This is a genomic window from Synechococcus sp. EJ6-Ellesmere, assembly GCF_024345875.1.
GTDB classification, from domain to species: domain Bacteria; phylum Cyanobacteriota; class Cyanobacteriia; order PCC-6307; family Cyanobiaceae; genus Regnicoccus_A; species Regnicoccus_A antarcticus.
This window is the reverse complement of sequence record NZ_JAGQBY010000025.1, coordinates 1-25,460: the sequence shown is the minus strand read 5'-3', so window position 1 is coordinate 25,460 and position 25,460 is coordinate 1. Positions and strand designations below refer to the sequence as shown.

The 25,460-nt window shown below is 67.7% G+C and carries 25 protein-coding genes and 1 pseudogene; 9 read left to right on the top strand and 17 right to left on the bottom strand.

The window, feature by feature from the left end:
• Window positions 1–975, bottom strand: a 975-nt coding sequence (locus KBY78_RS04450; RefSeq protein ID WP_255142582.1) for an extracellular solute-binding protein, incomplete at its 3' end; no start/stop codon positions are given.
• Between the two features lie 73 nt (window positions 976–1,048).
• On the opposite strand from KBY78_RS04450, the gene KBY78_RS16265 reads away from it, so the two are divergent.
• A complete protein-coding gene (locus tag KBY78_RS16265; RefSeq protein ID WP_255142581.1) occupies window positions 1,049–2,731 on the top strand; it encodes a bifunctional aminoglycoside phosphotransferase/ATP-binding protein in 1,683 nt (560 codons plus the stop codon).
• Here KBY78_RS16265 and KBY78_RS04440 read toward each other — a convergent pair.
• Complete coding sequence (locus KBY78_RS04440) at window positions 2,701–3,153, bottom strand: secondary thiamine-phosphate synthase enzyme YjbQ (RefSeq protein ID WP_255142580.1); 453 nt, start codon at window positions 3,151–3,153, stop codon at window positions 2,701–2,703. The genes KBY78_RS16265 and KBY78_RS04440 overlap by 31 nt on opposite strands.
• A gap of 143 nt (window positions 3,154–3,296) precedes the next feature.
• On the opposite strand from KBY78_RS04440, the gene KBY78_RS04435 reads away from it, so the two are divergent.
• Complete coding sequence (locus tag KBY78_RS04435) at window positions 3,297–3,569, top strand: hypothetical protein (protein ID WP_255142579.1); 273 nt, start codon at window positions 3,297–3,299, stop codon at window positions 3,567–3,569.
• Between the two features lie 11 nt (window positions 3,570–3,580).
• Here the strand turns inward: KBY78_RS04435 and KBY78_RS04430 are convergent, their stop codons facing one another.
• Window positions 3,581–4,243 (bottom strand): response regulator transcription factor, encoded by a 663-nt coding sequence (locus tag KBY78_RS04430; protein ID WP_255142578.1) that lies wholly within the window; start codon window positions 4,241–4,243, stop codon window positions 3,581–3,583.
• A gap of 65 nt (window positions 4,244–4,308) precedes the next feature.
• A complete protein-coding gene (locus KBY78_RS04425; protein ID WP_255142577.1) occupies window positions 4,309–4,782 on the bottom strand; it encodes a DUF2721 domain-containing protein in 474 nt (157 codons plus the stop codon).
• A gap of 134 nt (window positions 4,783–4,916) precedes the next feature.
• Here KBY78_RS04425 and KBY78_RS04420 point away from each other — a divergent pair, with 134 nt between their 5' ends.
• The 4 genes from KBY78_RS04420 to KBY78_RS04405 all read left to right on the top strand — a co-directional run bounded on the left by KBY78_RS04420 (window position 4,917) and on the right by KBY78_RS04405 (window position 8,315).
• Complete coding sequence (locus KBY78_RS04420) at window positions 4,917–5,339, top strand: OsmC family protein (RefSeq protein WP_255142576.1); 423 nt, start codon at window positions 4,917–4,919, stop codon at window positions 5,337–5,339.
• Between the two features lie 42 nt (window positions 5,340–5,381).
• Window positions 5,382–6,920 (top strand): carboxypeptidase M32, encoded by a 1,539-nt coding sequence (locus KBY78_RS04415; protein WP_255142575.1) that lies wholly within the window; start codon window positions 5,382–5,384, stop codon window positions 6,918–6,920.
• A 67-nt stretch (window positions 6,921–6,987) separates the two neighbouring features.
• A complete protein-coding gene (locus KBY78_RS04410; RefSeq protein ID WP_255142574.1) occupies window positions 6,988–7,575 on the top strand; it encodes an inorganic diphosphatase in 588 nt (195 codons plus the stop codon).
• A gap of 332 nt (window positions 7,576–7,907) precedes the next feature.
• Entirely contained in the window at window positions 7,908–8,315 is a 408-nt protein-coding gene (locus tag KBY78_RS04405) for a L,D-transpeptidase (RefSeq protein WP_255142573.1), read from the top strand.
• A gap of 7 nt (window positions 8,316–8,322) precedes the next feature.
• Here KBY78_RS04405 and KBY78_RS04400 read toward each other — a convergent pair whose 3' ends face one another.
• The 6 genes from KBY78_RS04400 to rpoD all read right to left on the bottom strand — a co-directional run bounded on the left by KBY78_RS04400 (window position 8,323) and on the right by rpoD (window position 15,823).
• Window positions 8,323–10,302 (bottom strand): chloride channel protein, encoded by a 1,980-nt coding sequence (locus tag KBY78_RS04400; protein WP_255142572.1) that lies wholly within the window; start codon window positions 10,300–10,302, stop codon window positions 8,323–8,325.
• Complete coding sequence (hemC, locus tag KBY78_RS04395) at window positions 10,277–11,230, bottom strand: hydroxymethylbilane synthase (RefSeq protein WP_255142571.1); 954 nt, start codon at window positions 11,228–11,230, stop codon at window positions 10,277–10,279. Before hemC ends, KBY78_RS04400 begins: the two co-directional genes overlap by 26 nt.
• Before the next feature lie 95 nt (window positions 11,231–11,325).
• The gene (locus KBY78_RS04390; protein ID WP_255142570.1) at window positions 11,326–11,778 is read right to left on the bottom strand and encodes a DUF1824 family protein; all 453 of its coding nucleotides are present in this window, start codon (window positions 11,776–11,778) and stop codon (window positions 11,326–11,328) included.
• 16 nt (window positions 11,779–11,794) lie between these two features.
• Window positions 11,795–12,481, bottom strand: coding sequence for a phosphatase PAP2 family protein (locus tag KBY78_RS04385; protein WP_255142569.1), 687 nt, complete (start codon window positions 12,479–12,481; stop codon window positions 11,795–11,797).
• 37 nt (window positions 12,482–12,518) lie between these two features.
• Window positions 12,519–14,318: a glycosyltransferase family 39 protein gene (locus KBY78_RS04380; protein WP_255142568.1), complete on the bottom strand. Its 1,800-nt coding sequence runs from the start codon at window positions 14,316–14,318 to the stop codon at window positions 12,519–12,521.
• Window positions 14,319–14,413: 95 nt separating this feature from the next.
• Window positions 14,414–15,823 (bottom strand): RNA polymerase sigma factor RpoD, encoded by a 1,410-nt coding sequence (gene rpoD / locus KBY78_RS04375; RefSeq protein ID WP_255142567.1) that lies wholly within the window; start codon window positions 15,821–15,823, stop codon window positions 14,414–14,416.
• Between the two features lie 386 nt (window positions 15,824–16,209).
• Here rpoD and priA point away from each other — a divergent pair, with 386 nt between their 5' ends.
• A complete protein-coding gene (priA, locus tag KBY78_RS04370; protein WP_255142566.1) occupies window positions 16,210–18,504 on the top strand; it encodes a primosomal protein N' in 2,295 nt (764 codons plus the stop codon).
• 8 nt (window positions 18,505–18,512) lie between these two features.
• Here the strand turns inward: priA and KBY78_RS04365 are convergent, their stop codons facing one another.
• From KBY78_RS04365 to KBY78_RS04355, 3 genes are read right to left on the bottom strand one after another with little or no spacing between them, the layout of a single operon-like run.
• A complete protein-coding gene (locus KBY78_RS04365; RefSeq protein ID WP_255142565.1) occupies window positions 18,513–19,658 on the bottom strand; it encodes a DUF3153 domain-containing protein in 1,146 nt (381 codons plus the stop codon).
• Window positions 19,621–20,538 carry an acetylglutamate kinase gene (gene argB, locus KBY78_RS04360; protein ID WP_006171245.1) on the bottom strand — a complete coding sequence of 306 codons (918 nt, stop codon included), beginning with the start codon at window positions 20,536–20,538 and terminating at the stop codon, window positions 19,621–19,623. Before argB ends, KBY78_RS04365 begins: the two co-directional genes overlap by 38 nt.
• Window positions 20,535–21,116 (bottom strand): DUF2854 domain-containing protein, encoded by a 582-nt coding sequence (locus tag KBY78_RS04355; protein WP_037979697.1) that lies wholly within the window; start codon window positions 21,114–21,116, stop codon window positions 20,535–20,537. Before KBY78_RS04355 ends, argB begins: the two co-directional genes overlap by 4 nt.
• 61 nt (window positions 21,117–21,177) lie before the next feature.
• Between KBY78_RS04355 and KBY78_RS04350 the strand changes: the two genes are divergently transcribed.
• Window positions 21,178–21,411, top strand: coding sequence for a hypothetical protein (locus KBY78_RS04350; RefSeq protein ID WP_006171243.1), 234 nt, complete (start codon window positions 21,178–21,180; stop codon window positions 21,409–21,411).
• Between the two features lie 8 nt (window positions 21,412–21,419).
• Here KBY78_RS04350 and KBY78_RS04345 read toward each other — a convergent pair.
• Window positions 21,420–21,902, bottom strand: a pseudogene (locus KBY78_RS04345) (single-stranded DNA-binding protein).
• A 31-nt stretch (window positions 21,903–21,933) separates the two neighbouring features.
• Here KBY78_RS04345 and KBY78_RS04340 point away from each other — a divergent pair.
• Window positions 21,934–22,794 (top strand): precorrin-6A/cobalt-precorrin-6A reductase, encoded by an 861-nt coding sequence (locus tag KBY78_RS04340; protein WP_255142564.1) that lies wholly within the window; start codon window positions 21,934–21,936, stop codon window positions 22,792–22,794.
• Here the strand turns inward: KBY78_RS04340 and KBY78_RS04335 are convergent.
• The 3 genes from KBY78_RS04335 to psb27 form a co-directional block, all read right to left on the bottom strand.
• On the bottom strand, window positions 22,682–23,734 hold the full coding sequence (locus tag KBY78_RS04335; RefSeq protein ID WP_255142563.1) for an adenosine kinase: 1,053 nt from the start codon (window positions 23,732–23,734) through the stop codon (window positions 22,682–22,684). The genes KBY78_RS04340 and KBY78_RS04335 overlap by 113 nt on opposite strands.
• Window positions 23,731–25,050, bottom strand: a complete 1,320-nt coding sequence (locus tag KBY78_RS04330) for an adenylosuccinate synthase (RefSeq protein ID WP_198005179.1) — start codon at window positions 25,048–25,050, stop codon at window positions 23,731–23,733. Before KBY78_RS04330 ends, KBY78_RS04335 begins: the two co-directional genes overlap by 4 nt.
• 132 nt (window positions 25,051–25,182) lie before the next feature.
• Window positions 25,183–25,460 (bottom strand): photosystem II protein Psb27 (gene psb27 / locus KBY78_RS04325; protein ID WP_255142559.1); only part of this gene is annotated, 278 nt, incomplete at its 5' end.

Sequence of the window (25,460 nt, the reverse complement as noted above, 5' to 3'; positions counted from 1 at the left end):
GATCGGGTTGTCACCGAATCCCTGCAGCGGGTATTCGTTGTTGGCGGCCGCATAGCCCTTGCCGGAGCTTGGGGACACCAGAAATTCGATCAGCTTCGTGGCCGCTTCCGGATGGCGGGCATGGCGGGTGACCCCGGCGGCGGTGATGTTCACGTGGGTGGGCCTGGGGAAGACCACCTTGATCGTCTGCGCCAGGGCCAGGTCCTCCGGCTTGGAGTCATTCGAGAGCATGCGAGCCAGGTAGTACTGATTGGCCACCGTCACGCCGCACTCACCCCGCCCGAGGGCCCGCAGCATCGGGGTGTCGCTGGTGAAGAAGGGCGGTTTCACATTGGCCACCAGGCCCTCCAACCAGGTTCTGGTGGCGGCGGAACCCTTTTGCACGAGGATGTCGGCCACCAGCGACTGGTTGTAGACACTGGCTCGGTTGCGCAGACAGAGCTTGCCCTTCAGCTCCGGCCTGGCCAGATCGGCGTAGGTGCTCAGGCTGGCCGGGTCCACCAGGGCCGGATTCACCATGATCGGCCGGGCCCGGCGGGTGAGGGCATACCAGCTGCCGGAGGGATCACGCAGGCTGGCGGGCACGTCGCGGTTGAGGGCCGCAGAGCTGATCGGCTGGAACAGGTCCTCCTGGCGGGCGCGCTGAATGCGGGCGGCATCAACAAGCACGAGCACGTCGGCGGGACTGCCCTCTCCTTCGCTCTTCAGGCGCACGATCAATTCATCATCCTTGCCCTCGAGCAGGTTCACCTTGATGCCGGTCTTTTCGGTGAACTGCTTGTAGAGCTCCTTGTCGGTGTTGTAGTGGCGCCCGGAATAGACATTGACCTCCTGGCCGGCGCTTGAAGCACCGCCCACAGCGCCGGTTTTCTCTGGCTTCTGAGCGTTGCTGCAGCCCGTGAGCAACGCCAGCCAGAGAGCCCCGCCAAGGGCGATCGCCCTGGAGCGGAGCCGGGGGGGGCGATGCTGGGTCATGGTCGAAGGCGTGTCGTCCAGGCAACGTACGGAGCCAGGTCGGTGGCCCCGCGTTCAATTGCTTCCAGCTGATGTGACATCCGCTACCCCCGATCCCTTACCAGGCCCAGAGCCCAGCTCGGCAGCACAGCTTGAGCTGGCTGACCTGATCAGCGCCCTCTCCCGCCCCGGGCCCTATCCCGACGAGGCCTGGGGGGAGCAGCCGGTCGATCAACGGCGGGTGGAGGTGATCCACACCCACATCAGCGTGGTCTTCCTCACCAGCTGTCGCGCCTTCAAGCTCAAGAAGCCCCTGCGCTTCTGGGGCCTGCTCGATTACGGCAGCGCCGAGCGGCGGTTGCACTGGTGCCGCGAGGAGGTGCGCCTCAACAGCCGCCTGGCCCCTGATCTCTATCTCGGCGTGGCGCCCGTGCTGCAGCTCCCCGCTGGTGAGCTCCTCCTCGGGGCCCTGGGCGACGAACATCGGGGAGGCGAGCACATGGTGGTGATGCGCCGCTTTGCCGCCGGCGACACCCTCGCGGCCCGCCTGGCGGCCGGCGCTGTCAGCGACGCTGAGCTCCAGGGGCTGGGGCAGCGCATCGCCCGCTTTCACGATCAGCACCCCCTGGCGCCGGAGCTGGCCTTCGGCGCTGATCGGCGCTTTGCGGCGGTGCTGCGCAACAACGTGCGCGCCACCCGCCGATCGGTGCCAGCCCTGTTTCCGCCAGAGGTGCATGGGCTGCTGGTGAGCGCCCTGGCCCTGGCCCTGCGCCGCAGCCGCAGCCGTCTGCGCCAGCGGCTGGAGGCGGGGCAGGCGGTGGATGGTCACGGTGATCTGCGCCTGGAGCACGTGCTGCTGCAGCCGGAGCTGGCGGTGGTGGATGGGGTGGAGTTCAACGCCGATCTGCGCCAGGGGGATCGGGCGTCGGATCTGGCCTTCCTGGTGATGGACCTGCAGGCGGCGGGTCACGGCGATCGCGTGGCAGCCCTCCTGGCCGGCTACGGACAGGCCATCGAGCCGGCCGTGCTTCAGCTCTTCTGCGCGTACCGCGCCCATGTGCGGGCCAAGGTGGAAGCGGCCACCAGTGAAGAGGCGGAGATCCCCGGGCCCCAGCGCCAGGCCGCCGAGGGGATGGCGCGGCGTTATCTCAGCCTGGCCCTGGCCTACGCCAGCCGTGGGCTGAGGCCGCCGGCGCTGGTCCTGCTCCATGGCGTGTCCGGCAGCGGCAAGAGCCACCTGGCCGCCCGCCTGGCCCCCTGGCTGCTGGCGGAGCACCAGCGCAGCGACCTGATCCGCAAGCGTCTCTACGGCCTCAGCCCCCTGCAGCGCCCATCGGCCCAGCAGCGCCGGACGATCTACAGCCCCGAGTCCCACAGCCGCACGGAAGACGCCCTGCTCGCCGCCGCCGAGGCCAGCCTGGTCCAGGGCCAATGGGTGTTGCTCGATGCCACCCACCTGAGGGCCGCCAGCCGGGAGCGAGCCACACAACTGGCCCGGCAGCTGGGGGCGGTGCCCCTGCTCTTGGAGGTGCGGGCCGATCAGACCCTGATGCAGCAGCGGCTGGAGCAGCGCGGACGCCTGGATGACGACCCCAGTGACGCCGACATGGCGGTCCTGCTGGAGCAGCAGCGCACGGCTGAACCACTCAGCTCCGCCGAACAGCAGCGCAGCTTGGTGGTGCACTCCCGTGACGACCTCGACGAGTCCGCTGTTCTGATGGGGCTCTGGGAGTGCTGGGGCCGGCGTCAGCTGCCGATCCAGTGGGCGCTCAGCTGACGCCGGTGGGGGCTCCGACGGTGTTCCCACAGGTAGATCGCCTGCCAGGTGCCGAGCAGCAGCCGTCCCCGCTCGAAGGACAGGCTGAGGCTGCTGGCGGTGAGGGCGGTGCGGATGTGGGCCGGCATGTCATCAGCCCCTTCGTCGTCGTGGACCCAGGGGCGCAGGGGGCCCGCCCCGCTGATGGGACGCACCCCCTCCTCAGGCACCACAGCCTGCAGATAGGCGGCCAGATCCTGCAGCACCCGCGGATCGGCGTTCTCATTGATGGTCAGGCTGCAGCTGGTGTGCAGAACGCTCAGGTGCAACACCCCCAGCTGCAGGCCGGTGGCCGCCAGGCATGTCCCGAGCCGGGACGTCAGGTCGTGGAAGCCCTCCCCAGCGGTGGTCAGTTCAAGCCGGTCGAGGTGCTGACGCAACATCTGGGTTGGAGGGGGAGAAAGTGGTCAGCGGAACGCACGGCCGTTGCACCTGAGTCGCGTCTTGTTGCAGAGCCGGACGACCACCCGCCCCCTGACGAAGCTCATCAAACCTAGGCTCGATCCAGGTTCCCAGATCCCCAGCGATGCCCTCCGCTCCGCCTTCCGCAAGCCGACGCAACCGGTTGCTGCTGTTGAGCCTGGTCGTCCCGCTGGCGATCGCGGGCGTTGCGGCCCCGGCCCAGGCCCAGAAGGTGGTGCCCAAGCTCAAGGAGATGTGTCCACTCGGCTATGTCGATCTCTTCAACGGCAAGTGCAGCACCCTCGGGGTCACCACGTACAGGGTTACCCCCAGCGACGGTGAGTCCTGCGCCTCCGGCTGGATGAATGTCGGCGGTGGCTATTGCCGGCGCAAGTGATCCCGGGCGGATCAGGGCAGCTCATCGAGATGCCAGCTCACCAGCCCCTGGCATACCGCCATCACCGCCGCATGGGTGCGTCCTGTGGCCCCGAGCTTCTGAAACGCTGATTTGAGGTGGCTGCGTACCGTTTCCACCGACAGGTGCATCCGGCTGGCGATCTGAGGGTTCTGGTACCCCCGCACCACCAGCTCCAAAACCTCGACTTCCCGCGCACTCAGGCCCGGCCCCGCCGGATCACGGCTGGCGCGGCAGGCCAGGGCGAGCAGATCCCTCAACTGGGGTTCCATGTAGAAGCCGCCGCCGAGCACCGCCCGGGTGGCCGCCACGATATGGCCGAAGCCCACGCCGCGATCGGCGCAGATGCCGTCACAGCTGGCTTCCAGGGCGGCGCGCACCAGGGGCGGGGATTCCTCCTCCAGCAAGAGCAGGCAGCGCAGCTTCGGGTTCAGTGCCTTGGCTCGCCGCACCAGCTCCACACCGCTACCGGGACGCAGGGGGTGGGTCACGAACAGCAACTGCGGCTGACGCTCGCTCAACAATTCCAGCGCCTTGCTCTCACAGGTGGCAGAGCCGAACCACTGGCAACGATCCCCGATCACCCCGGTGAGCAGGGAGATCACCAGCTTGCGGCCGCTCGCCACCATCAGGCTCCTGCCCTCAAGCATGGCCATCACCTCCTGGCGCGACTGCGCCTCCCGCTGAAGAAATCCGCCCGAGTCCACACCTTCCCTTGCGTTCAGTAATACCGGCGGGGGTTCTGGCGGATGGCCAGCTGCACTTCCAGCAGGAACAACACCAGTCCCACGATCAGCGAGGCCATCGCCAGGACGAACACAGGCACCACGATTGCCGCCAGGTCCAGAGCGGCCACGGCACTGATGAACATCACCGCCACCACCCCCGACACGAGCAGGGCGGTGACGGTGGTGCAGAGGATGGCGCGGTTGATCAGGAAGGTACGGCGGCTCTGCACCTTCAGAGCTCCCCGCAGGCGCTTGGCCTGGCCCAGATCACTGCGCTCCATCGCCTCCTGGATGAAGCGGGTGCGATCGATGATCCGCGCCAGTCGCGTGGTGAACATCCCCAGCAGTCCGGTGATGCCCGTGAGCAGGAATACCGGCGCCACCGAGAGCTGGATCGCCTTGGACAGGCCCTCGACGGCCGACCCCTCGCTGAGAGCGGGGCTGGTGAAGATCTCGGCCAGCAGCATGGGGCCCGGCTGTGAGGCCAGCGTTGCGGGCCTTCTCAATACAAGCTACCGAGACTGATCCTGAAGAGCACATCACAGCCCGTGCTCCGTCAGGATCACAGCACGCGGAAGCCCGCTCCAGACCCTCCGAGCCGATGACCACGATCCTCTGCCAGTACGAGGGTGACCTGCGCTGCAGCGCCAGCCATGGTCCTTCGGGCTCCGGCCTCAGCACCGACGCCCCCACGGACAACCAGGGCCTGGGTGAGCGGTTTTCGCCCACCGACCTGGTGGCCACGGCCCTGGCCACCTGCATCCTGACGATCATGGGCATCGTGGCCGAACGCCACTCCATTCCGCTTCAGGGCTGCACGGCCCGGGTCGAGAAGACCATGACCAGCGGTGGAGTCCGCCAGATCGAGCGGCTGGTGGTCTGGGTGGCTCTTCCGGCTCATCTCACGGAAGATCAGATCCGCCTGTTGCAGCGTGCCGCCGAAGGCTGCCCGGTGAAGCGCAGCCTCGAGGGCTCGGTCGCCATGGAACTCCACTGGCAAACGCTCAGGGCAGCAGCTGATTGATGCGCCGCGCCATGCTTGCACCGCTTCACCCTTCTTCCCCCCATGCCCCAGACGGGTCAGGCTCTTGTGCGCCTCCATGAGCACCTGCACCAGACCCGGCTGCTCGGTTCAATCAGCAGCGCTCTGTATTACGACCAGAACACGGTGATGCCGGCGGCAGGCGCCGACTGGCGGGGTCAGCAGCTGGCCCTGCTGGCGACTCAGCTGCATGAGCGCCAGAGCAGCGAGCGCTATGCGGATCTGGTGGCGGCGGCTGAAGCCGAAGTGGAACAGGCCGCGTCCGGGCGCACCCGGCGGAATCTCCAGCTGCTGCGGCAGGAGCTGGAGCGGCAACGCAGCCTGGATCCCCAGCTGGTGGCTTGCCTGGCCAGGGCCCAGTCCAGGGGCAATGCCGTCTGGCAGGATGCGCGCCGCAACAACAATTTTGCGGTCTTCCAGCCAGCGCTTGAGGAGTTGCTGCAGCTGCGGCGGGAGCAGGCCGCTCAGCTGGCCCCGATCGAGCTGGCCGGCCGCAGCCCCTGGGAGATCCCCGCCCAACCCTTCGAACCCGACGCCAGCAAGGATCGACTCCAGGAGCTGTTCACACCCCTGAGCGCAGGGATCCCGCCGCTGCTGGAGCGGGTGCTGTCCTCATCCCCTGCTGCGGCGGCCAGCCCCTCGACCACAGCAGCAGCCATCCCGGAGGCGCACCAGGAGACCCTCTGCGCCGAGCTGCTCGAGAGCTGGGGCTACGACCCCGCCCGCTGCCAGCGCTCGCGCTCGGCCCATCCCTTCTCCTGCACCCTGGGCCCAGCCGACTACCGCATCACCACCCGGGTGGTGCCCGATCAACCCTTCTCCGCCTTCCTGGCCACTGCCCATGAATGGGGCCACTCCCTCTATGAACAGGGGCTCCCCCGCGGTGATGACCACTACTTCCCCTGGCCCCTCGGGGAGGCCACCTCGATGGGGGTGCATGAATCGCAATCGCTGTTCTGGGAGTGCCGGGTGGCGAGAAGCCAGGCCTTCGCCAAACGCTGGCATCCCCGCTTCTGCCGGGCCCTGGGCAGCGATCCCTGGGGCGGCAGCCACCCCTTCTGGCGAGGGCTCAACCCGATGCGGCCGGGCTTGATCCGGGTGGAAGCCGACGAGCTCACCTACTGCCTGCACATCGTGCTGCGCTTCGAACTGGAACTGGCCCTGGTGGAACAGGGGCTGCCGGTGGTGGAGCTGCCCGAGCTCTGGAACCGGCGCATGGGTGAACTGCTGGGCCTCAGGCCCCAGCGGGATGCGGAGGGCTGCCTGCAGGACATCCACTGGGCCGAAGGCCTCTTCGGCTACTTCCCCTCCTATGCCCTCGGCCACCTGATCAGTGCCCAGCTGGCCGAGACCATGGAGCATGAGCTCGGGCCGATCGAGTCGACGGTGGGCGCCGCCCAGGAGCTTCAGCTTCAGCACTGGCTCGGCGAGAACGTCTGGCCCCTGGGCCGATCCGTCAATGGGGAAGAGCTGGTGGCCAAGGTCACCGGGGCGCCCCTGAGCGCCAGCCCGTTCCTGCGTTACCTCTCAGGCAAGGTCGATCGGCTGCTGGAGTCCGCCTGAGTCAGCAACGGCGGTTCAGCCGCACCGGCGTCCGTAAGATGCCGCCGCAGCCGCTTCGCAACTCCTCATGGCGAACATCGACCACGCCCCCAGCCGCACCATGCTCAACCTTCTGCATGTGCTGCCGGCGTTCGCCGATGAGGCCGAACTGCGGCTGAATGCGATCGTCGAGCTCAACTCGATGACGATCAACAAGTACGAGCTGATCACCGAAACCGGCCACCTCAAGCTTGATCGGGTGGGCTACTCCTCGCTCTCCTACCCCTTCGCCTACGGCTGCATCCCCCGCACCTGGGACGAGGACGGCGATCCGCTTGACATCGAAATCGTGGGTGTGACCGAACCGCTGGTGCCCGGCAGCCTCGTGGAGGCCCGCATCATCGGCATCATGACTTTCGATGATGGCGGCGAGGTGGACGACAAGGTGATCGCCGTGCTGGCCGATGACAAACGCATGGATCACATCACCAGCTATGAGCAGCTGGGCGACCACTGGCTCAAGGAAACCCAGTACTACTGGGAGCATTACAAGGATCTGAAGAAGCCAGGCACCTGCAAGGTCAATGGTTTTCTCAACACCCAGGAGGCGGTTCGGATCATCAAGGAGTGCGAAACCCGCTATCTCGAGCAGATTGACGGCAAACTGGTGAACTGAATCGCCCCGTGCGTTCGTCGTCGTACCTGTCCACAGCCCCGATCCACAGCATGCTCTCCATTCCCTCCGGACTGTAAGGGCCCCCCGCCGGCCTTGCTGCAGCCCTGCTCCCCGGCCTGGCCGGCCCCGGGCCGGTTTGGTCGCCCCCGGCTCTGGCCAGTGGCAGCGGCATCATCACCCCCCCCGCCCCGATCCCCAGCGCTCCAGCCACGGCTCCTCCGCCAACGGCGCCTCCCTCGGTCGGCAGCCCAGCAGCAGTGCTCCAGGCCGACCCCGCGCCTGCTGAGGCACCTTCTCCGGAAGCGGCTCCGGCAGCCCCCCAGGCAGCTCCTGTGAACAACTCCAGGATCCTGCTGGCCCTTGGCAAGCGCGAGATTCGCCTGGAACGCGATGGCAAGGTCTACGGCCCCTGGCCGGTGGCGATCGGTGATCCCGCCACCCCCACACCGCTGGGAACCTTCAACGTGATCAACAAGGTGATCAATCCCCAGTACGTGAGCACCAAGTCTGGGCAGAAGAAAGGCGTGATCGGACCGAATGGTCCCCTCGGCGATCGCTGGATCGGCTTCAACACCAAGGGGCCCAATCAATTCGGCATTCACGGCACCCCCAGTGCCTGGTCCTGGACCGTCAGCTCCCGCTCCGCCGTGACCAACGGTTGCGTGCGCATGTTCCACGAGCATGTGCGCAAGCTGTTCGAGATGGTGGAGGTGGGAACTCCCGTGGTGGTGGTGAAGTGAGCTGAACTCAGCTGCGAAGCTGACGGGCGAGGGCTCTGGCCATGCCATCGCGGCTGGCCAGGCCCAACAGAGCTTTAGCCGGCAGACCGCTGTTCGGCAAGCCAGACGGTAACTGGGCAGGGCCAGGACCGCCGAGGTCGAAGATCGGCACCTGGCGCAGACCATTGGGCACCAGCTGGTCTTCGAGCTGGGCCAGGTTCGCAAGATCGGGCAGCCAGAGGAGATCGGAGCGACGGCACTCCGCTAGCGGCAACCCTTCCCCGCCGTGGACGGCGCTGATCGCCCGCTGCAGGTCGATCAGGGTCACCACCCCGATCACCCAGCTGTCGCGCTCCACCACCAGGCAGTGGCCGTGGGCTTCGATCCACTGTCCCAGGGCCTCCCTGGCCGGCGTGGTGGCCTTCATCACCAATGGTGCCTCCGCTTCCAGGGCCTCCAGCACGTTCAGGGAGGCCAGCTCCTGACGTCGCTCCTCTTCGGCCGGATCCGGCCCCAGCAGGCCGGGATCCGCCAGTCCCTGCCAGCGTTCCACCAGGACTGCGCTGAGGCCGGTGGCGGCCATCAGTGGCAGCACGATACGGATGTCGTGGGTGAGTTCGAACAGCAACAGCAGCGCCGTCAGCGGCGCCCTGGCACTGCCGGCAAGCACGGCCGCCATGCCCACCATGGCGTAGGCCGGTGGTTCCGCCACCGGCAGACCCAAGCCGCCGTCCCCCAGCAGCTGTCCATAGAGATTGCCTAGCACCGCACCGAGGAACAGGGCCGGCGCGAAGCCCCCGCCCACGAACCCGGTGGCATTGCTCAGACCCGTGGCCAGCAACTTCACCACCAGCAGGGACGCCAGGGTGGTGAGCGCCACTCCACCCTCACTGCCGAGCAGGGCCTCGATCGTGTCGTAACCGACCCCAAGCACCTGGGGGAAGCCCAGGGCCAGCACACCCACGGCGAGGCCGCCGAGGCCATTGATCAGCCAGAGCGGCAGACGGGCGAACCAGTGCTGTACAGGCTCGCTGCGCCCGGCCGCCAGCAGGCTCACCAGCGCCCACGACATCAGGCTGGCCACCAGCCCCAGGCCCAGGTAGAGCGGTAGTTCCAGCGGTGAGCGCACCTCATAGGCCGGCAGCCGGAAGATCGGTTCGTCACCAAGGCACAACTGGGTCACCAGCGAGGACGCCACCGCCGCCACCAGCACCGCCCGCAGGCTGGGCCGCCCGGGAATCGCGCTGTAGGCCCCTTCGAAGGCAAAGAACACCCCGGCGATCGGTGCCTTGAAGCCGGCCGCCAGTCCCGCCGCCACACCGGCTGCCACCAGGGCCTTCTGGGATTCGGGCGGCAGCCGTCCGCGCAGTCCCACCCACAGGCCGAGGTTGCCGCCGCTCTCCACGCTCGGCCCTTCGGGCCCGAGTGAAGCGCCACTGCCCAGACTGAGAGAGGCCGCCACGAGACGCAGCCCTGGCAGGCGCGGCAGAGCAGGCGCCGCTCCGTCGGCCATCGCCATCAGGCTGGGCAGGCTGGGGCCCAGATCTCGGCCCAGCTGGCGCAGCAGCCCCACCGCCACTCCACCCAGCAGGGGAGCGATGACCACGGGCCAGGAGGCCAGCCAACCGGCGGGTCCGATCGCGGGAAGGGGGGTTGGCTCGGGCAGAGGCGCCGGAGGCGGCGGCAGAAAGCCGATCCCCCCCAGACCGATCTGCAGCAGCGCTTTCAGGGGTGTGCCGGAATCCGGAGCCGGGGCACTGAACACCTCCACCGTGGCCGGATCCAGCTGGTGCGGACTAACCAGATCGAGCACCCACTCCACCAGGGTGCCGAACAGGAAATTGTTGATGAAGCCCAGCAGGTAGTGGAAGCCCACCACGGCCAGACCGGTGAGGAGGCCCACCAGCGCAGCCCAGGCCAGCAGGCTCCACTGAAAGGGCAGACCGCGGGTGTCGCCCTCCAGAGGTGCGGAGGAGCCTGCCTCAGGCTTCGGGCCTGACCTCTGCAAAGATCTCCTCCAGAATCTCGCCAGCACCCTGGCTGCGCAGCAGCTGGGCGAGGCTGGTGCCGATCGCTTCGGGATCCTGCTGAGGGCCCCGGGCCTCATCCCGGATCAGGCGCAGGCCATCAAGGCTGGCCACCATCCCCGTGAGCACCAGCTCCTCCCCCTCGAAGCGGCTGTTCACGCCGATCGGCACCTGGCACCCGCCCTCGAGCTGACGCAGGAAGGCCCGCTCCGCCAGACAGCGGCGGGCGGTTGGCAGGTGCTCCAGCACCTTGATCTGCTCCAGCACCGCGCTGTCGCCATGGCGGCACTCGATCCCCAGGGCCCCCTGGCCCACCGCATGCAGCGAAATCGAGGGATCGATCAGGGCGTCGATGCGGTGGCCCAGGCCCAGGCGCCCCAGGCCGGCGGCCGCCAGGATCAGGCAGTCGTAGTCGCCGGAATCGAGCTTCTCAAGGCGCGTGATCACGTTGCCGCGCACGTCCTTGAACTGGAAATGGGGGAAGTGGTGGCGGAGCTGGGCCAGGCGCCGCAGCGAGCTGGTGCCCACCACACTGCCCTCCGGAAGGGTTTCGAGGCTGCAGCCCCGGTGGCGCTCGTGCAACACCAGGGCATCGGCGGGGTCTTCGCGCTCGGTGATGCAGCCGAGCATCAGCCCATCGGGGAGGTTGGTGGGCAGATCCTTGAGGCTGTGGACGGCGATGTCGGCCCGGTCCACCAGCATCTGGGCCTCCAGTTCCTTGGTGAACAGGCCTTTGTCACCGATCTTGGCGAGGGCCACATCCAGGATCTTGTCGCCCTGGGTGGCCATCGCCTCGATGCTGATTTCCAGGTCCGGATGAGCCCTGGTCAGTTCATCGCGCACCCAGTGGGTCTGCACCATCGCCAGCTGGCTGCGGCGGGAGGCGATGCGCAGAGTGGTGCCAGCCATCAATCGATTCCTCAGCCCGGCCGCGTGGCCGTTGAACAGCGGTCAAGCCTAAGGACTGGCCGGCCAGCCCCAGGCCAGAACAGGCTGCACCGTGATCAGCCGAAAAAGTCGAGGGGCAGGGGCCCCCAGGTGCCGGTGGCCTCCGGATGGCTGTCGCTCTGACCGCCGATCAGCAGCCCCTCGCCAAGGCCGGACTCGGCCCGCAGCAGAAAGCGGCCCGTGCGCTGATTCCCCTTCAGGAACACCGGACCCTCCACCTGAGTCTCGCTCTCGGCTTGCAGGGGGCTCCAGCCGTGGGCGGCCTCACAGGAGCGCAGGGCAGCCAGCGCCGCCTGGGCGGAAGGCGCCATCACGCCAACGGTGAACCAGTCACAGGCCGCCAGGCGCCCCTTCAGCTCCTGGCCAAGAGCCTGGCGCTGGGCAGCATCGAGGTTGGGGGCGCTGCGCAGGCCCAGCAGGCTGGCGAGATCAACCACCAGCGGATCTGAGCCTTCGAGGCGATCCCCGGGGGCAGAGGGGCTGGAGGGTGCGGTGCTGCTGATGGTCATGACGGCCTGCTCGGGTTCAGCCACTCTGACGGTCGGCGCAGAAGCGCAGGCTCGTCAGACAGATGCTCAGCCAGATGAACCCCACGGCCGCCCCCGCGATGATGTCGGTGAGCCAGTGAACCCGGCAGTAGAGGGTGCTCACCCAGATCAGACCCACCCAGAGGGCGGAGCCCAGCACCAGTAGGCGGCGCAGCTGCGGGTAACGCTCCGCCAGGATTGTGCACATCAGGAAATAGAACACCACCGCTCCGGCGGCATGGCCGCTGGGAAAACTGCGACCGATCACCTCCACCAGTCGTCCGAGGGGCCTGGCCCGGTCGAACTGGGGTTTCAACCAGCGATCCACGATCAGCAGGATGCCGCTGGTGCCGATCGCAAGCCAGATCAGCTGGTTCCACGACCGCTTGATCATCAGGAAGATCAAGGCCGCCAGCACCAGCATCGCCGTGAAGCGGGTGCCGCTCACCTGATACACCAGCACCAGAAAGCGGCCGATGCCCTCGGGGATGCGCTCCCCCAGCCAGGCCAGCACGGCCTCATCGAAGACCGGCTCCTGCTGGCTGAGCACCAACTGCTCGATCAGGATCACCACCAGGGCCGCCAGGCCGCAGAGCAGGAGCCGCACCGGGCCGAACAGCTGAAGCCAGCGGCGGATTGCGGCGGGTGTCGGTGCGGAGAAAATCGGGGAATGGGTTCGGATCAAGTGACCAGCCGATCGAATCGTTGGTGATCTGGATCACTCATCGTGCCCGACCATCGCTCCCTGTGCTGCGCGGGACACGCCAGAGTTGATGGCCAGTTCGGCTCTCCAGCAGCGTGGCCCCCGGCAGGGTCCCGGGCAGATCCCTCAGGCGATGTTCCTCCCCAAAGATCAGCACGCTGCCGGTGGCTGAGCCAGGGCCCGGGGGCGCTTGCAGGGCATCGCGAGCACCCTCGGGGCTGTCGAGGAAGACGGCCTGACGGCCGCTGTAGAACACCACGCTGTAGCGCTTGTAGCCCACGACCCAGAGCGGTTCGCCGGGTGCTGCCAGCTCTACGGCCTGCTCGGCCAGCTCGCGCACCGGACGCTGGCGCTGGGTCTCCATCAGCGGCGCCAGGGGGGGCACCACCAGAGCCAGCAAGAGCAGCATGGCGGCCAGATCCGGCAGCCACAGCGCCCGGGGCTTGCCGGCCCGCAGCAGCAGGACCACCAGGGCGATGGCGCTTCCCGCCAGGATCAGGGCCAGCACCACGGGCAGACCCGAGCGCCTCAGGGCCTCGGCGAAGCCGGGATAGGCCGGATCCGTGGCGGCCCAGCGCGGTGCCAGGACAGCGGCCGGGGCCAGGGCGGCGAACACCAGGGCGTTGATCCAGGCGCTCCAGCGCTGGGGACGATCTAGCTGCTGTGGAGCCCGCCCATCGCTGCCATGATGGGCCGCTGGGGCGACACTCGCCAGAGGAAACCAATAGAGGGCCAGCAGCAGGGCCGTGGCCGGCACGAGAGGGAGGATGTAGCCCGCCAGCTTGGTAGCGGCGGCGGAGAAGAACAGCAGCACCACCAGGAACCAGACCAGGGCAAAAAGAGCCAACTGGGCCTGGGGAGGTTGGCGGCGCCAGGCCTTCAACTGCCAGAAGCGCAGGCGCACCAGGGCCACGGGCAGATGGAACGACCAGGGCAGCAGCAGCAACAGCACCCAGGGCAGGTAGAAGTGCCAGGGGCCGGCGTGGCGGTAGAGCACCGAGGTGAACCGCTGAATGTTGCTGAACCCAAAGAACCCCCCCAGAAACGCCATGCCATGGGCGTGAGCCGCCAGGACGTACCAGGGCAGCACCACGACCAGGAAGATCACAGCGACCGGAAGAAACGGCAATCGCCGCACGTAGGCGATCAGCTGGTCCTGGGCGATCAGGAAGACCAGAGCCACCAGCCCCGGCAGCACCAGGCCCACGGGCCCCTTGGCCAGCACAGCGATGGCACTGAAGAGGGGCATCGCCACGAGGCCAAGGCGGCGGGCCGTGCTGCCGGAGGGCTGGCTGTAGCTCAGGAAGAAACCGAAGAGGCTCAGGGCGATGGCGCTGGCCAGGAACATGTCGGTGACGGAACTGCGGCCCCAACCGATCCAGCCGGGGTTGAGCGCCAGCAGGGCCGCACCGAACGCTGCCCTCTGCCAGCGCCGGCGCAGCCCCTCCTCAGCGCTGGCGCTGACCCAGAGCAGGCCGAAACCCGCCAGCACCACGGCGCTGGCCGCCAGGGCCACTGGCAGGCGGGCGGCCCACTCGCTCACGCCGAAGAGGCGAAAGCTGAGGGCAACCATCCAGTAGCCCCAGACGGGGTAGTCGAAGAAGAGTTCGCCATTCCAGACGGGGGTGATCCAGTCGCCCCGCTCGACCATCTGGTGACCCACCTCCACGAACAGGGCCTCGGTCTTGTCCATCAGCGAGAGGCTGCCCAGGTTCTGAAAGAACGCCAGCCAGCACAGCAGCAGATACCCGAGCCCACTCACGAGCCAGAGCCGGCGCTGATCGCGCTCCAGCCAGTCCATCCATCCCTGAGTGATCACCACACCATCCGGCAAGGAACAGGACACAAGCCTCCACCTTCGCCCGGCACAGGGCCGCGGCGGAGCGTGGACTCAGTGGACTCAGGGGCTCGGGATTACTTGATGTACTCCTTGAGCACACCGTTGCGGTTGGGATGCCGCAACTTGCGCAGGGCCTTGGCCTCGATCTGGCGGATTCTCTCGCGAGTCACATCGAAGATCTGACCGATCTCTTCGAGAGTCTTCATGCGGCCGTCGTCGAGGCCGTAACGCAGCCGCAGCACATCCCGCTCCCGCGGGCTGAGGGTGCCGAGCACGCCTTCGAGATCTTCCCTCAGCAGATTCTTGGCCACATCCTGCTCAGGATTCTCGATGTCGGCTTCGATGAAGTCGCCCAGGCGGGAATCTTCCTCCTTGCCGATCGGGGTTTCGAGGGAAATGGGCAGCTGAGCTGATTTGGCGATGAAGCGGAGCTTCTCGATCGTCATCTCCATGCTCTCGGCGATCTCCTCCTCGGTGGGCTTGCGGCCGAACTCCTGGGAGAGCACCTTGGTGGTTTTTTTGATGCGGGAGATCGTTTCGTAGAGGTGCACCGGCAGGCGGATCGTGCGGCTCTGGTCGGCGATGGCACGCGTGATCGCCTGGCGGATCCACCAGGTGGCATAGGTGGAGAATTTGTAGCCTTTCTCGTGGTCGAACTTCTCGGCGGCGCGGATCAGGCCGAGGCTGCCTTCCTGAATCAGGTCCTGGAAGGAGAGGCCACGGTTCATGTACTTTTTGGCGATCGACACCACCAGGCGCAGATTCGACTGCACCATCTTTTCCTTGGCCCGGCGGCCCAGCATCAGGCGCCGACGGAACTTCACCGGTGGCATGTCCACCAGCACGGCCCATTCCTTGTTGTCGGGGTAGTGGCCATTGTCCTGCTCAAACTGGCCGGCCAGCTCTTCCAGCAGCAGCAGGTCAGCGATCTTGCGCGCCAGCTCGATTTCCTCATCGGGGCGGAGCAGACGGATCCGTCCGATCTCCTGCAGGTAGACCCGGATCGAATCTTCGGTGTAAACGCCCTTGGGCCCCACCTTGATGCTGGCCAGAGCCTTGGCGTTGGCTGCGGTCTTCTTGTCCTTGGCCCCGTCGGCAGCCTCGAGCAACTGGTCAGCCGCTGCACTGAGATCGGTGCTGGCCGCTTGATTCTTGGGCTTGGCCGCCGCTTTGGCGGTGGTTGCTTTTGCCTTGGTGGAACTGGTCTTGGCCGCCGATTTGGTGGCCCCGGCTTTGGCGGTGGTGCTCTTCGAACTCGCCTTGGCAGCAGGTTTGCGGGTCCGGGTGACGGTGTTGGCTGCCGCCAGGGCTTCGGCCTCGCTGCCAGCGACAGCAGGGTCAGCCTTGGACTTGGCGGAGGCTTTGGCCTTGCTGCTGCTGGCCTTCGGCTTGAGCTTCACCGCCACTTCCTCTCCCGATGGAGCGGCCACCATCAGGATCTGAGGAACGCCTGGCTTGGGGCTGGCGGCGGACACTGGGCTCATAGCGGGACTGCGACGGGGTGACGGAATGGTCGAGTGAAAACAATTGGGCCGAAAGGATCAGACCGGCCATTCAGCCGAGCCAATTGAGCGTGATGACAACATCACGACACAAATCTTTGCTTCAACATCCGGGTGCAGCCGATGGCCGACCGGGATCAAGAACAGGCACCATCAAGGGCCGGGTGGAAGCTGTGGAATCAAAGACCTGACGACGTGGAACGGCCCGGAGGCCAGGCAGGGCTGTCAGGGGTGTTCGCAGACCGGGAGGCGCGCTGGAGGGACTCTCCAATCGGCCTGCTCTTCAGGTCTTCCCACTGGACGGAACTCTGCCTGGTTCCGACAGCAGCCAATTGAGCTGCTCAACCCCCTTATCTTAAGAAACCCCTATGGGGATTGCAAGGCGAATCTCGACGCCGTTGGAGAACTCCTTGCCCCCGCGCTGGGTTCAGGTCTGGGTGGAGGCCGGTCGGGAGGGGCGGATCTTCACCTATGCCGCCCCCCCGGACCTGGGCCTGGCGGCCGGGGATCTGGTGACCCTGCGCCTGAGGGGCCGCCCCCAGATCGGCCTGGTGGTCGAGACTCTGGCGGCGCCTCCGGCCGATCTCGATCCAGCGGTGATCCAGTCCGTGGAGGGCCTTCACCAGGCCGCCGCCGTGGATCCCCACTGGCAAGCGCTGCTGCAGGAGGTGGCCCGTCAGTGCCACACCAGCCTGTTTCGAACCCTCAAGACAGCCTTGCCTCCAGGTTGGCTGGGACAGCGGGCGGGGCGGGCCCATGGCCAGCCGCGCTCCCAATGGTGGCTGGAGCTGTTGGAGAGCCCCCTGCCTCTCACCAGCCGCCAACGTCAACTCATCGAGCGCCTGCGGGCCAGCGCCGGCTCGGCTCCCCAGAGCACGATCATGGCGTGGGGATTCAGCCGCTCCCTGGTGCAGGCCCTGGTGAGCAAGGCTTGGTTGCGCCGCAAGCAGCGCTTCCTCTCTGGCAGCGGTGCCTCTCCGGCAGCCGCCGCTCATGAGTCTCCTGATCTGACCGGCGGGCAGCTCGAGCCTCCCCGACCCCTGAATTCTGAGCAGCAGGGTGCCCTCGATCAGATCCTCGCGGCCTCCGGCCCGCAGGAGTTCCTGCTCTGGGGAGTGACCGGGGCGGGCAAGACGGAGGTCTACCTCCAGGCGGCGGCGGACTGCCTGGCCTCCGGTCGCAGCGTCCTGATGCTCACTCCGGAGATCGGACTGATCCCGCAGCTGCTCGACCGTTGCCGTGCCCGCTTCGCCGGCCGCCTCGTCGAGTTCCACAGCGGCCTCACGGAACGGGAGCGCATCACTGCCTGGCGCCGCTGCCTGCAGGCCGGCGCCACTGAGCCACTGATCGCCGTGGGCACCCGCTCGGCGGTGTTCCTGCCTCTGGCGCCCCTGGGCCTGATCGTGCTCGATGAGGAACACGACAGTTCCTACAAGCAGGACAGTCCAATGCCCTGTTACCACGCCAGAGATGTGGCCCGCCTGCGCTGCCGCGCCGCCGGAGCCCGGCTGCTGCTGGGGAGCGCCACTCCCTCCCTGGAATCCTGGCTGGCCTGCCGGCGGACCCAGCAGCCGGCCACCCTGATGCGCCTCAGCCGGCGCATCAGTGGTCAGGAGGCTGCGCCGGTGCGGGTGGTGGATCTGCGCCAGGAGCTGGCGGAAGGCCACCGCCGCCTGATCAGCCGGGCCCTGATGGAGCGGATGGAGCGGCTGCAGGAGCGTGGGGAGCAGGCGGTGGTGCTGGTGCCCCGGCGCGGCTACAGCAGTTTCCTGAGCTGCCGCAGTTGTGGAGAGGTGGTCCAGTGCCCCGATTGCGACGTGTCCCTCACGGTCCATCGCCTGCGTGACGGCAGCCAGACCCTGCGCTGCCACTGGTGCGGCCACCGCCAGCCTCTGACCTCCCGCTGCGGGTCCTGCGGCTCCACCGCCTTCAAGCCCTTCGGCGCCGGCACCCAGCGGGTGATGGAGCAACTGGAACAGGAACTCTCAGGCCTGCGCCTGTTGCGCTTCGACCGGGACAGCACCCGGGGCCGGGATGGGCACAGGCGCCTGCTGGAGCGCTTTGCGGCCGGGGAGGCGGATGTGCTGGTGGGCACCCAGATGCTCGCCAAAGGCATGGATCTGCCGCGGGTCACCCTGGCGGCGGTGCTGGCAGCTGATGGCCTCCTGTACCGGCCGGATCTGCGGGCCTCGGAACATTGCCTGCAGCTGCTGTTGCAGCTGGCCGGCCGGGCCGGAAGGGGGGAGCGCCCCGGGGAGGTGATCGTGCAGACCTACCTGCCGGATCATCCCGTGATCCAGCATCTGATCGATGGCCGCTACGACGCCTTTCTCGAGGCGGAACTGCAGCTGCGCCGCCAGGCGGGCCTGGTGCCCTTCAGCCGGGCCTGTCTGCTGCGCCTGGCTGGGCCATCCGGAGCGGCCACCGCCACCGCCACCGCCGCCCTTGCCGAGCAGCTGCGGCCCCAGGTGGAGCAGGCCGGCTGGCAACTGATCGGACCAGCGCCTGCTGCGGTGGCGCGGGTGGCCGGCCGCTACCGCTGGCAACTGTTGCTGCACGGCCCCGCCGGCGCCGATCTGCCCCTGCCCCCAGAAGCCGAGCTGCGCGCTGGGTTGGCTCGCAGCGTGAGCCTCTCGATTGATCCTGATCCGATCGAGCTCTGAGGTGAACCCTAAGGAGAGGGCAACTCCGGCCAGCCGAATCCCGCCTGCCGCCGTAAGCGCTGCAGCAGAAGGCTGAGCACCAGCAACAGGACGATCAGCAGGCTGCCCAGTCCGAGGCGGCTCCAGCGCCAGCTGCGCAGCTCCAGCCGGTTGATCGCCCCCAGCTGAAGGGGCCAGCTCAGGCCCTTGGGCCGGGGTTCCACAGCCAGCGGCTGGGCCGTGCGCACGGCCCCGACACCCATGGAGCTGAGCCGCACCTTGAAGCTCAGACCCGGCAGGGGCTGTAGCTGGCGCAGGTCGAGCTCGAAGCCGATCTGTTGACGAACTCCAAGCAGCCAGTTGCGCTCCTGAAGGCTCAGCTGCGGAGCAGGCAGGGCCTGCCCCGTGAGCTCTCCGGCGTCGAGGGCCAGGCGCTTGAGCAGGGCAGCAGCCTCCGCCGGCGAGACCACACCGCTGCTGAGGCTGAGGCGGCCCTGATCCGGGTCCAGGGAGAGCTTGAAGCGGCTGAGATCCGCATCGTCGGCGAGGGTGCTGGCGAACTGTCGCTGCCAGGGCATCCAGCTGCCGCTGACACTGGTGAGGCTCTGGCTCAGCTCAAGGCGGCCGGGCGCCGGCAGGCTGAGGTCGGTTTCGACGCGCAGGCAGCCCCCCAGCAGCCCCGTGAGCAGCAAAAGCACAGCCGCCACCACAATCGCAAAGCCCAGGGGCGCCCGGGTTGGACCCACCGGCGGCGGTGGCGGTGCCTCCGGTCTGGCGCGGCCTGGACGAGCCTGATCCAGGGACACCACCCGTTGCTGCAGCGACTCCACCGCGCCGATCTGCGGCAGCGTGAGCGACCAGTTCTCCGGCCGCTGGAGGCTGGGGGCCTCCAGAATCAGGCTGAGATCGCGGGCCTGGCGGCGCAGATCGGGATCGGCGCAGGCCTTGAGGCCTCGCACACAGCTTGCTGCACGCTCCGACTCACCCTGGCCGATCAATGCGGTGGCCATCAGCATCCGGGCCCGGCCCCCGAGGGGCACCGTGACGCCATGGGCCGCCACGATCGGCTCCAGCAGGCGCAGACAGCGGCCATACTCCCCGCGCTCGATCGCCGCCCGTGCCGGCTCCAGCGGATCGTCAGCCACGCCGCGGGACACCCGCCCGGCTGGCGGCACGGCTGCTGCCGACCACCATCGTGCCGACCCCGGCATCGGTGAACACCTCCAGCAGCAGGGCATGGGGCACGCGGCCATCGAGGATATGGGCCGCGCCGACCCCCTGGGCCAGCGCCCGGATGCAACATTCGGTCTTCGGAGTCATCCCCGCGTTGACGACGCCGGTGCTGATCAGCTCCCGGGCCTCGGGCAGGGTGATCTGGCGCAGGAGACTGGACGGGTCTTCACGGTTCTGCAGAATGCCCGGGGTGTCGGTGAGCAGGATCAGCTTCTCGGCCTGAAGGGCGGCGGCCAGCTCCCCGGCCACCGTGTCGGCATTGATGTTGTGGGCCTGACCGCTGGGATCGGCCGCCACACTGGAGATCACCGGGATGTAGCCGCTCTGGAGCAGAGGAGCGAGCACATCGGGGTTGACCGCCGCCACCTCTCCCACCAGCCCGTGGGAACCCTCCCCCCAGGTGCGGGCCTCCACCAGGGCCCCATCGCTGCCTGAGAGGCCCACGGCCCGGCCGCCCACCCGGTTGAGACCGTTGACGATCTGCTTGTTGACCCGGCCCACCAGCACCATCTCCACCACATCCATGGTGTCGAGGTCGGTGACCCGCAGGCCGTCACGGAATTCAGCCGGGATCTCCAGCTTCTTGAGCCACTGGTTGATCTCCGGTCCGCCGCCGTGGACCACCACGGGCTGCACCCCCACGCAGGCCAGCAGGGCCAGGTCGCGGAAGACCGCCTCACGCAGGTCTTCGCGCACCATCGCCGCGCCGCCGTACTTCACCACCACGCGGCGGCCGGCGAAACGCTGGATGTAGGGAAGCGCCTCACTGAGGACGGACACCCGCAGGGTGTCCTCTGCGCTGATGACGGGGTCCTGGCTCAAGACGGGGAAGGGAGAGGGTGGGCAGAGGGTCCGGCCACATCGGCGCCGGGCAGCAGGCTCAACTCCAGCTCCCCGGGGGAGACCAGACGCAGCTCGGCGCGAAGGCCAGGACCGAAGAAGCGGCCCAGGCGCTCCTGCTTGGCCAGCCAGCGCTCCGCTGGCACCCCATGGCAGCGGAAGTGGAGGACCAGGCCATAGCTGCCCTCCACATCGCGCTCGGCCACGCTCAGCAACTCCGGCGGAGCGTCGTCGTCCCAGAGTTTGAGGGCTTCGAGGGAGCTCTCCAGATGGGCTTTCTGGCCATAACGCCAGCGGGTCACGTCTTTGAGAAGCTTGCGCAGGGGCTCACTCTCAGGGCGCTCGCGCAGCTCACGCAGCTCGGTTGCCGGCGTCAGCTTCTGGGCGGGAGGCAGCTCCGACGACTTCAAAGCCAGACCCCCCAGTAGCAGCGGAACGCCGTAGAACACCCCTGCCAGGCTGATGTTTGGGCTGTCGGTGGCGTAGGCGATCGAGCCGATCACCGTGAGCGCCGCGCCGAGGATGGTCAGCAGACTGCCGGGCGATGTGAGTGCTTCCATGACGCCATCTTCCTGCAGCGAGGTCCAGGATGGCCACCGTTGCCCAGGAGCACCACCGGCCATGGAACAGCCCAGCACCGATGCCGATCCCGCTTCGCCTCCATCCACTCCCAGGATTCCTCTCAACGACCCCAGCACCCTGACGCTGCTGGATCAGCTCACCGAAGACCGCCTCTGGCTGCTGCAACAGATCGATGGCGGCCGCTGGCCCGACCTGAGGCTGGATCTCGCAGCACTGGAGCGGGAACTCGGTCAGCTGCTCGACCAGGCACGCCAGCGGCTGGAGGCCAGCTGATCCAGGCTTCAGAACGGGATCTCGTCGTCGTCGGCGGCGAGATCAGGCACCAGCGGCGAGGTGTTCCAGGTGGGAGCCGCTGGCTACGCTGAGGCAGGGCGCGGGGCCGGAGTGGCTGAACGAGCTGCCGAAGGTACGGGCCGGGGAATCGTGCGCGCCGGCACCCCGGCGGCTGGTGCGGCAGCTTGGGCCATCAATGGGTGCAGGCGAGCGAGGGTGAATTCAGCGCGCTTTTCCTTGATGCCGTCGGGTCGCGAGACCGTGCTCATGCGCAGCCGCCCCTCGATCATCAGCCGCTGACCCACCTGCACCCGGTTCTGCAGATCCTGGGCGAGATTGCCCCAGCCCACCACCTTCAGCTGTCCCGGGGGATCATCGGGGCGGAGACCCTCGAGTTCGACGGCCATCTCCGCCACCGGCGTCTGGTTGTCCTGGGTGTAGCGCACCTGGGGTGCCTCCAGCACCACCACTTCCAGCAAACAGTGGTTCACGACCCCTTCGGCGACAGCGGGCTCCATCCTGATGCACGGACCCAACCCCTCGATCTGGCTGCTGAGCGGCACCGGTGAGGGGCCCTTGATCGCCGCCCGGCTGCTGGCCGCCGGCTGGAGTATGCAGCTCTCGCTGGTGAGCGAGGACGCTCTGCGCGCCTATGCCCCCCATCCCCGGCTGCAGAGTCGCCTGGGGGCGCTGGCCGGGCCCGGGGCGATCGAAGCCGAACTGCAGGACGCTCCCCTGGCCCCCTTCCGCTGGGTGATCGATGCCAGCCACCCCTTCGCCTGCCGCATCAGCGCTGATCTGGCGGCGGTCTGCGCCCGCTTTAACCAGCCTCTGCTGCGCCTCTGGCGTCCGCCTGCCCCCCAGCGGCCTGGATCCAGGCTGATCCTGCTGGACCAGCTGGAGGATCTGGCCGCCCTGGATCTGGAAGGCGAGCGACTGATGCTGGCCATCGGCGCCCGTCATCTGGCCAGGGCGGTGGAACGGGCCGGCGCCAGGGCCTGCTTCGCCCGCATCCTGCCCAGTCCCGCCAGCCTGCGGCTGGCACTGGCGGCGGGGCTGGCGCCCGGGAGCCTCGCCTGCCACAGGCCCGGCACTGGCCTATCGGCCACAGCCACAGCTTTGGGCGCCATCGAGCGGGCCCTGCTGCAGCACTGGGGCATCACGACCGTGCTCTGCCGGCAGTCGGGAGGGCCGACGGAGCAGATCTGGCAGGGGCTCTGCGCTGAGCTGGGGCTGACGCTGTTGCTGCTGAAGCGACCGGATGAACCGATCAGCGAGGCAGGCCTGTGGCCACTGGAGCCGTTGCTGGAGCGGGTGGGGTTCCCAGGTGTTCAGCCACCAGCTGGGGAAGGGAAGCCCTCGGGCGGGGACCCAGCTGGGTGATCACCTGGCCGGCACAGAGGGATCCCAACTGGCCGCAGCGTTGCAGGGGCTCCCCCCGGCTGAGTCCGTAGAGGAAACCGGCGGCATAGAGATCACCGGCCCCGGTGGTGTCAACCAGTGGGCCGAGCACATAGGGGTCGATCCGATGGACTTCGCCGCCACCCAGCACCACGGAACCAAGCGCCCCGCGGGTGAGCACGGCGATGGAGCAGCGGCCACGCACCTGCTCCATTGCCGCCTCGAATCCATCGCACTGGTAGAGAGCGGTGATCTCGGCCTCGTTGGCGAAGAGCACATCAACATGGCCATCCACCAGCTCCAGGAAGCTTTCGCGGTGGCGCTCGACGCAGAAGGCATCGGAGAGGGAGAGGGCCACCTGGCCACCGGCGGCGCGCATCACCTCCGCGGCGGCGAGAAAGGCCCGCTTGGCGGCCTCCCCATCCCAAAGGTATCCCTCCAGGTAGAGCATCCCCGCCTGTCGCACCAGATCCAGGTCGAGATCAGCTGGTTCAAGGTCCACCGAGGCGCCCAGATAGGTGCACATCGTGCGCTGGGCATCGGGGGTCACCAGGATCAGGCAGCGGGCGGTGGCTGCTCCGCTGCTGGCTGCCGGGGTCTCGAAGCGAGCCCCCACCGAGCGGATGTCGTGGCTGAAGAACGCCCCCAGCTGGTCATCGCGCACCCGGCCGATGAAGCCGGCCCGAGCCCCCAGCATGGCCAGGCCCGCCAGGGTGTTGGCGGCCGAGCCGCCTGAGGTTTCCAGGCCCGGCCCGGCGGCGGCATAGAGCTGCTGGGCCTGCTCGGCATCCACCAGGGCCATGCCGCCCTTGCTGAGGCCGTGCTCCTCGAGGAAGGCGTCGTTGGAGCTGACGAGCACATCGACGATCGCGTTGCCGATGCCCACAACATCAAGGCTTCGGCCGTCAGCAAGCATCGTCATACGTTCAGCAGGGCGCGTTTGGGTCCGTGGATGGGATCCTCCACCACGATGGTCTGATCGCGCTGGGCACCGAGGGAGACGATCGCAATCGGCACCTCCATCAGCTCAGCCAGGAAGCGCAGGTAGGCCATGGCTGGGGCGGGCAGATCCTCCAGGGCGCGGCACTCGGCTGTCGAGCATTGCCAGCCCGGCAGGGTCTGGTAGATCGGACGGCAGCGGGCGAAGGTTTCGGCGCTGCTGGGGAAATGCTCGATGCGCTCGCCATCGAGCTCATAGGCCACACCGACCTGGATCTCATCGAGCTCATCGAGCACATCCAGCTTGGTGATGGCCAGGCAATCCAGACCGTTCACCTCCACGGCGTAACGCCCGATCACCCCATCGAACCAGCCACAGCGTCGACGGCGGCCCGTGGTGGTGCCGAACTCGCCGCCCCGGTCGCAGAGGTGGTCGTTGAGGCTGCCCTGAAGCTCGGTGGGGAAAGGACCCTCACCCACCCGGGTGGTGTAGGCCTTGGCGACTCCAATCACCCGATCGATCAGCGTCGGGCCCACGCCAGCGCCGATGCAGGCGCCACCGGAGACGGGATTCGAGGAGGTGACGTAGGGGTAGGTGCCGTGGTCGAGATCGAGCAGGGTTCCCTGGGCGCCCTCGAAGAGGATGTTCTGGCGGGCGCGGGCAGCCTGGTGGATCGTGCGGGTGCAGTCGACCACGTGCGGGGCCAGACGCTCGCCGTAGGCGAGGTATTCCTTCAGCACCACCTCGGGATCGAGGGGCTCAAGGCCGTAGATCCGCTCCAGGATCAGATTCTTTTCGGCCAGGGGCCCCATCAGGCGCTCGCGCAGGCGCTCGGGATCGAGCAGGTCGATCACCCTGATGCCGTTGCGATCCGACTTATCGGCGTAGGTGGGACCGATACCCCGGCCGGTGGTGCCGATGCGCCGGTCACCACGCCGCTGTTCCATCGCCTGGTCGAGCAGGCGGTGGTAGGGCATGGTGACGTGGGCCGTTGAGGCCAGCTTCAGCCCCGAAATGTCGATGCCGTAGTCCTCGAGCATGTCGAGTTCTTCGAGCATGATGCGCGGATCGACCACCGTGCCCGAACCGATCAGGCAGATGGTGTCGGGGTAGAGAATTCCGGAGGGAATCAGGTGCAGCTTCAGCACCTTGTCGTCGACCACGATCGTGTGGCCGGCATTGACACCGCCCTGATAACGAACCACCACATCGGCGGATCGGCTCAGGAGATCAGTGATCTTGCCTTTTCCCTCGTCGCCCCACTGTGCACCGATGACGACAACATTGGCCAAGGACACAGCGGCCCGTAGCCGCTTCAAAGCACAAGGGTCAAGAGTCTCAGATGACCAGCCCCTTCGTCAAAGCCCAGTGGTCTGCAGGCAAGCTGGCTGAGCGCAGAAAGGGCCCCGACCCTTGACCCTGCAAGGGGATCAGGTGCCCCGGACCACAGAGGTTTCGGCCTTTTTCAATTCCTTCTCCAGACGGGTCTTGAGCGTTTCAGGAAGGGGGCGGTTGGCGTAATTGGTGTAGTGCCCGGCCAGGGAGTTCAAGGCGGTCTGCATGGTGGTGAAGGAGGGCAGTCCGTTGACCCGTCCCTTCTGCCTGTAGAGGGCCATGTAGTCGTTGATCAATACGCGGGCCTCGCTTTCGGCGTCAGGGCGGGCCGGATCATCCTGGCTGAGGGCGATGGTGCCCAGCAGTGATTCAG

Coding starts and splice junctions, on each gene's coding strand:
- rpoD (WP_255142567.1), bottom strand. CDS start 15,823: ATGAGCCCAGTGTCCGCCGCCAGCCCCAAGCCAGGCGTTCCTCAGATC.
- KBY78_RS04410 (WP_255142574.1), top strand. CDS start 6,988: ATGGCGAACATCGACCACGCCCCCAGCCGCACCATGCTCAACCTTCTG.
- KBY78_RS04415 (WP_255142575.1), top strand. CDS start 5,382: ATGCCCCAGACGGGTCAGGCTCTTGTGCGCCTCCATGAGCACCTGCAC.
- KBY78_RS04335 (WP_255142563.1), bottom strand. CDS start 23,734: ATGACGATGCTTGCTGACGGCCGAAGCCTTGATGTTGTGGGCATCGGC.
- KBY78_RS04355 (WP_037979697.1), bottom strand. CDS start 21,116: ATGGAAGCACTCACATCGCCCGGCAGTCTGCTGACCATCCTCGGCGCG.
- KBY78_RS04430 (WP_255142578.1), bottom strand. CDS start 4,243: ATGGCCATGCTTGAGGGCAGGAGCCTGATGGTGGCGAGCGGCCGCAAG.
- hemC (WP_255142571.1), bottom strand. CDS start 11,230: ATGGCTGGCACCACTCTGCGCATCGCCTCCCGCCGCAGCCAGCTGGCG.
- KBY78_RS04340 (WP_255142564.1), top strand. CDS start 21,934: ATGCACGGACCCAACCCCTCGATCTGGCTGCTGAGCGGCACCGGTGAG.
- KBY78_RS04440 (WP_255142580.1), bottom strand. CDS start 3,153: ATGTTGCGTCAGCACCTCGACCGGCTTGAACTGACCACCGCTGGGGAG.
- KBY78_RS04420 (WP_255142576.1), top strand. CDS start 4,917: ATGACCACGATCCTCTGCCAGTACGAGGGTGACCTGCGCTGCAGCGCC.
- KBY78_RS04435 (WP_255142579.1), top strand. CDS start 3,297: ATGCCCTCCGCTCCGCCTTCCGCAAGCCGACGCAACCGGTTGCTGCTG.
- KBY78_RS04425 (WP_255142577.1), bottom strand. CDS start 4,782: ATGCTGCTGGCCGAGATCTTCACCAGCCCCGCTCTCAGCGAGGGGTCG.
- KBY78_RS04390 (WP_255142570.1), bottom strand. CDS start 11,778: ATGACCATCAGCAGCACCGCACCCTCCAGCCCCTCTGCCCCCGGGGAT.
- KBY78_RS04350 (WP_006171243.1), top strand. CDS start 21,178: ATGGAACAGCCCAGCACCGATGCCGATCCCGCTTCGCCTCCATCCACT.
- priA (WP_255142566.1), top strand. CDS start 16,210: ATGGGGATTGCAAGGCGAATCTCGACGCCGTTGGAGAACTCCTTGCCC.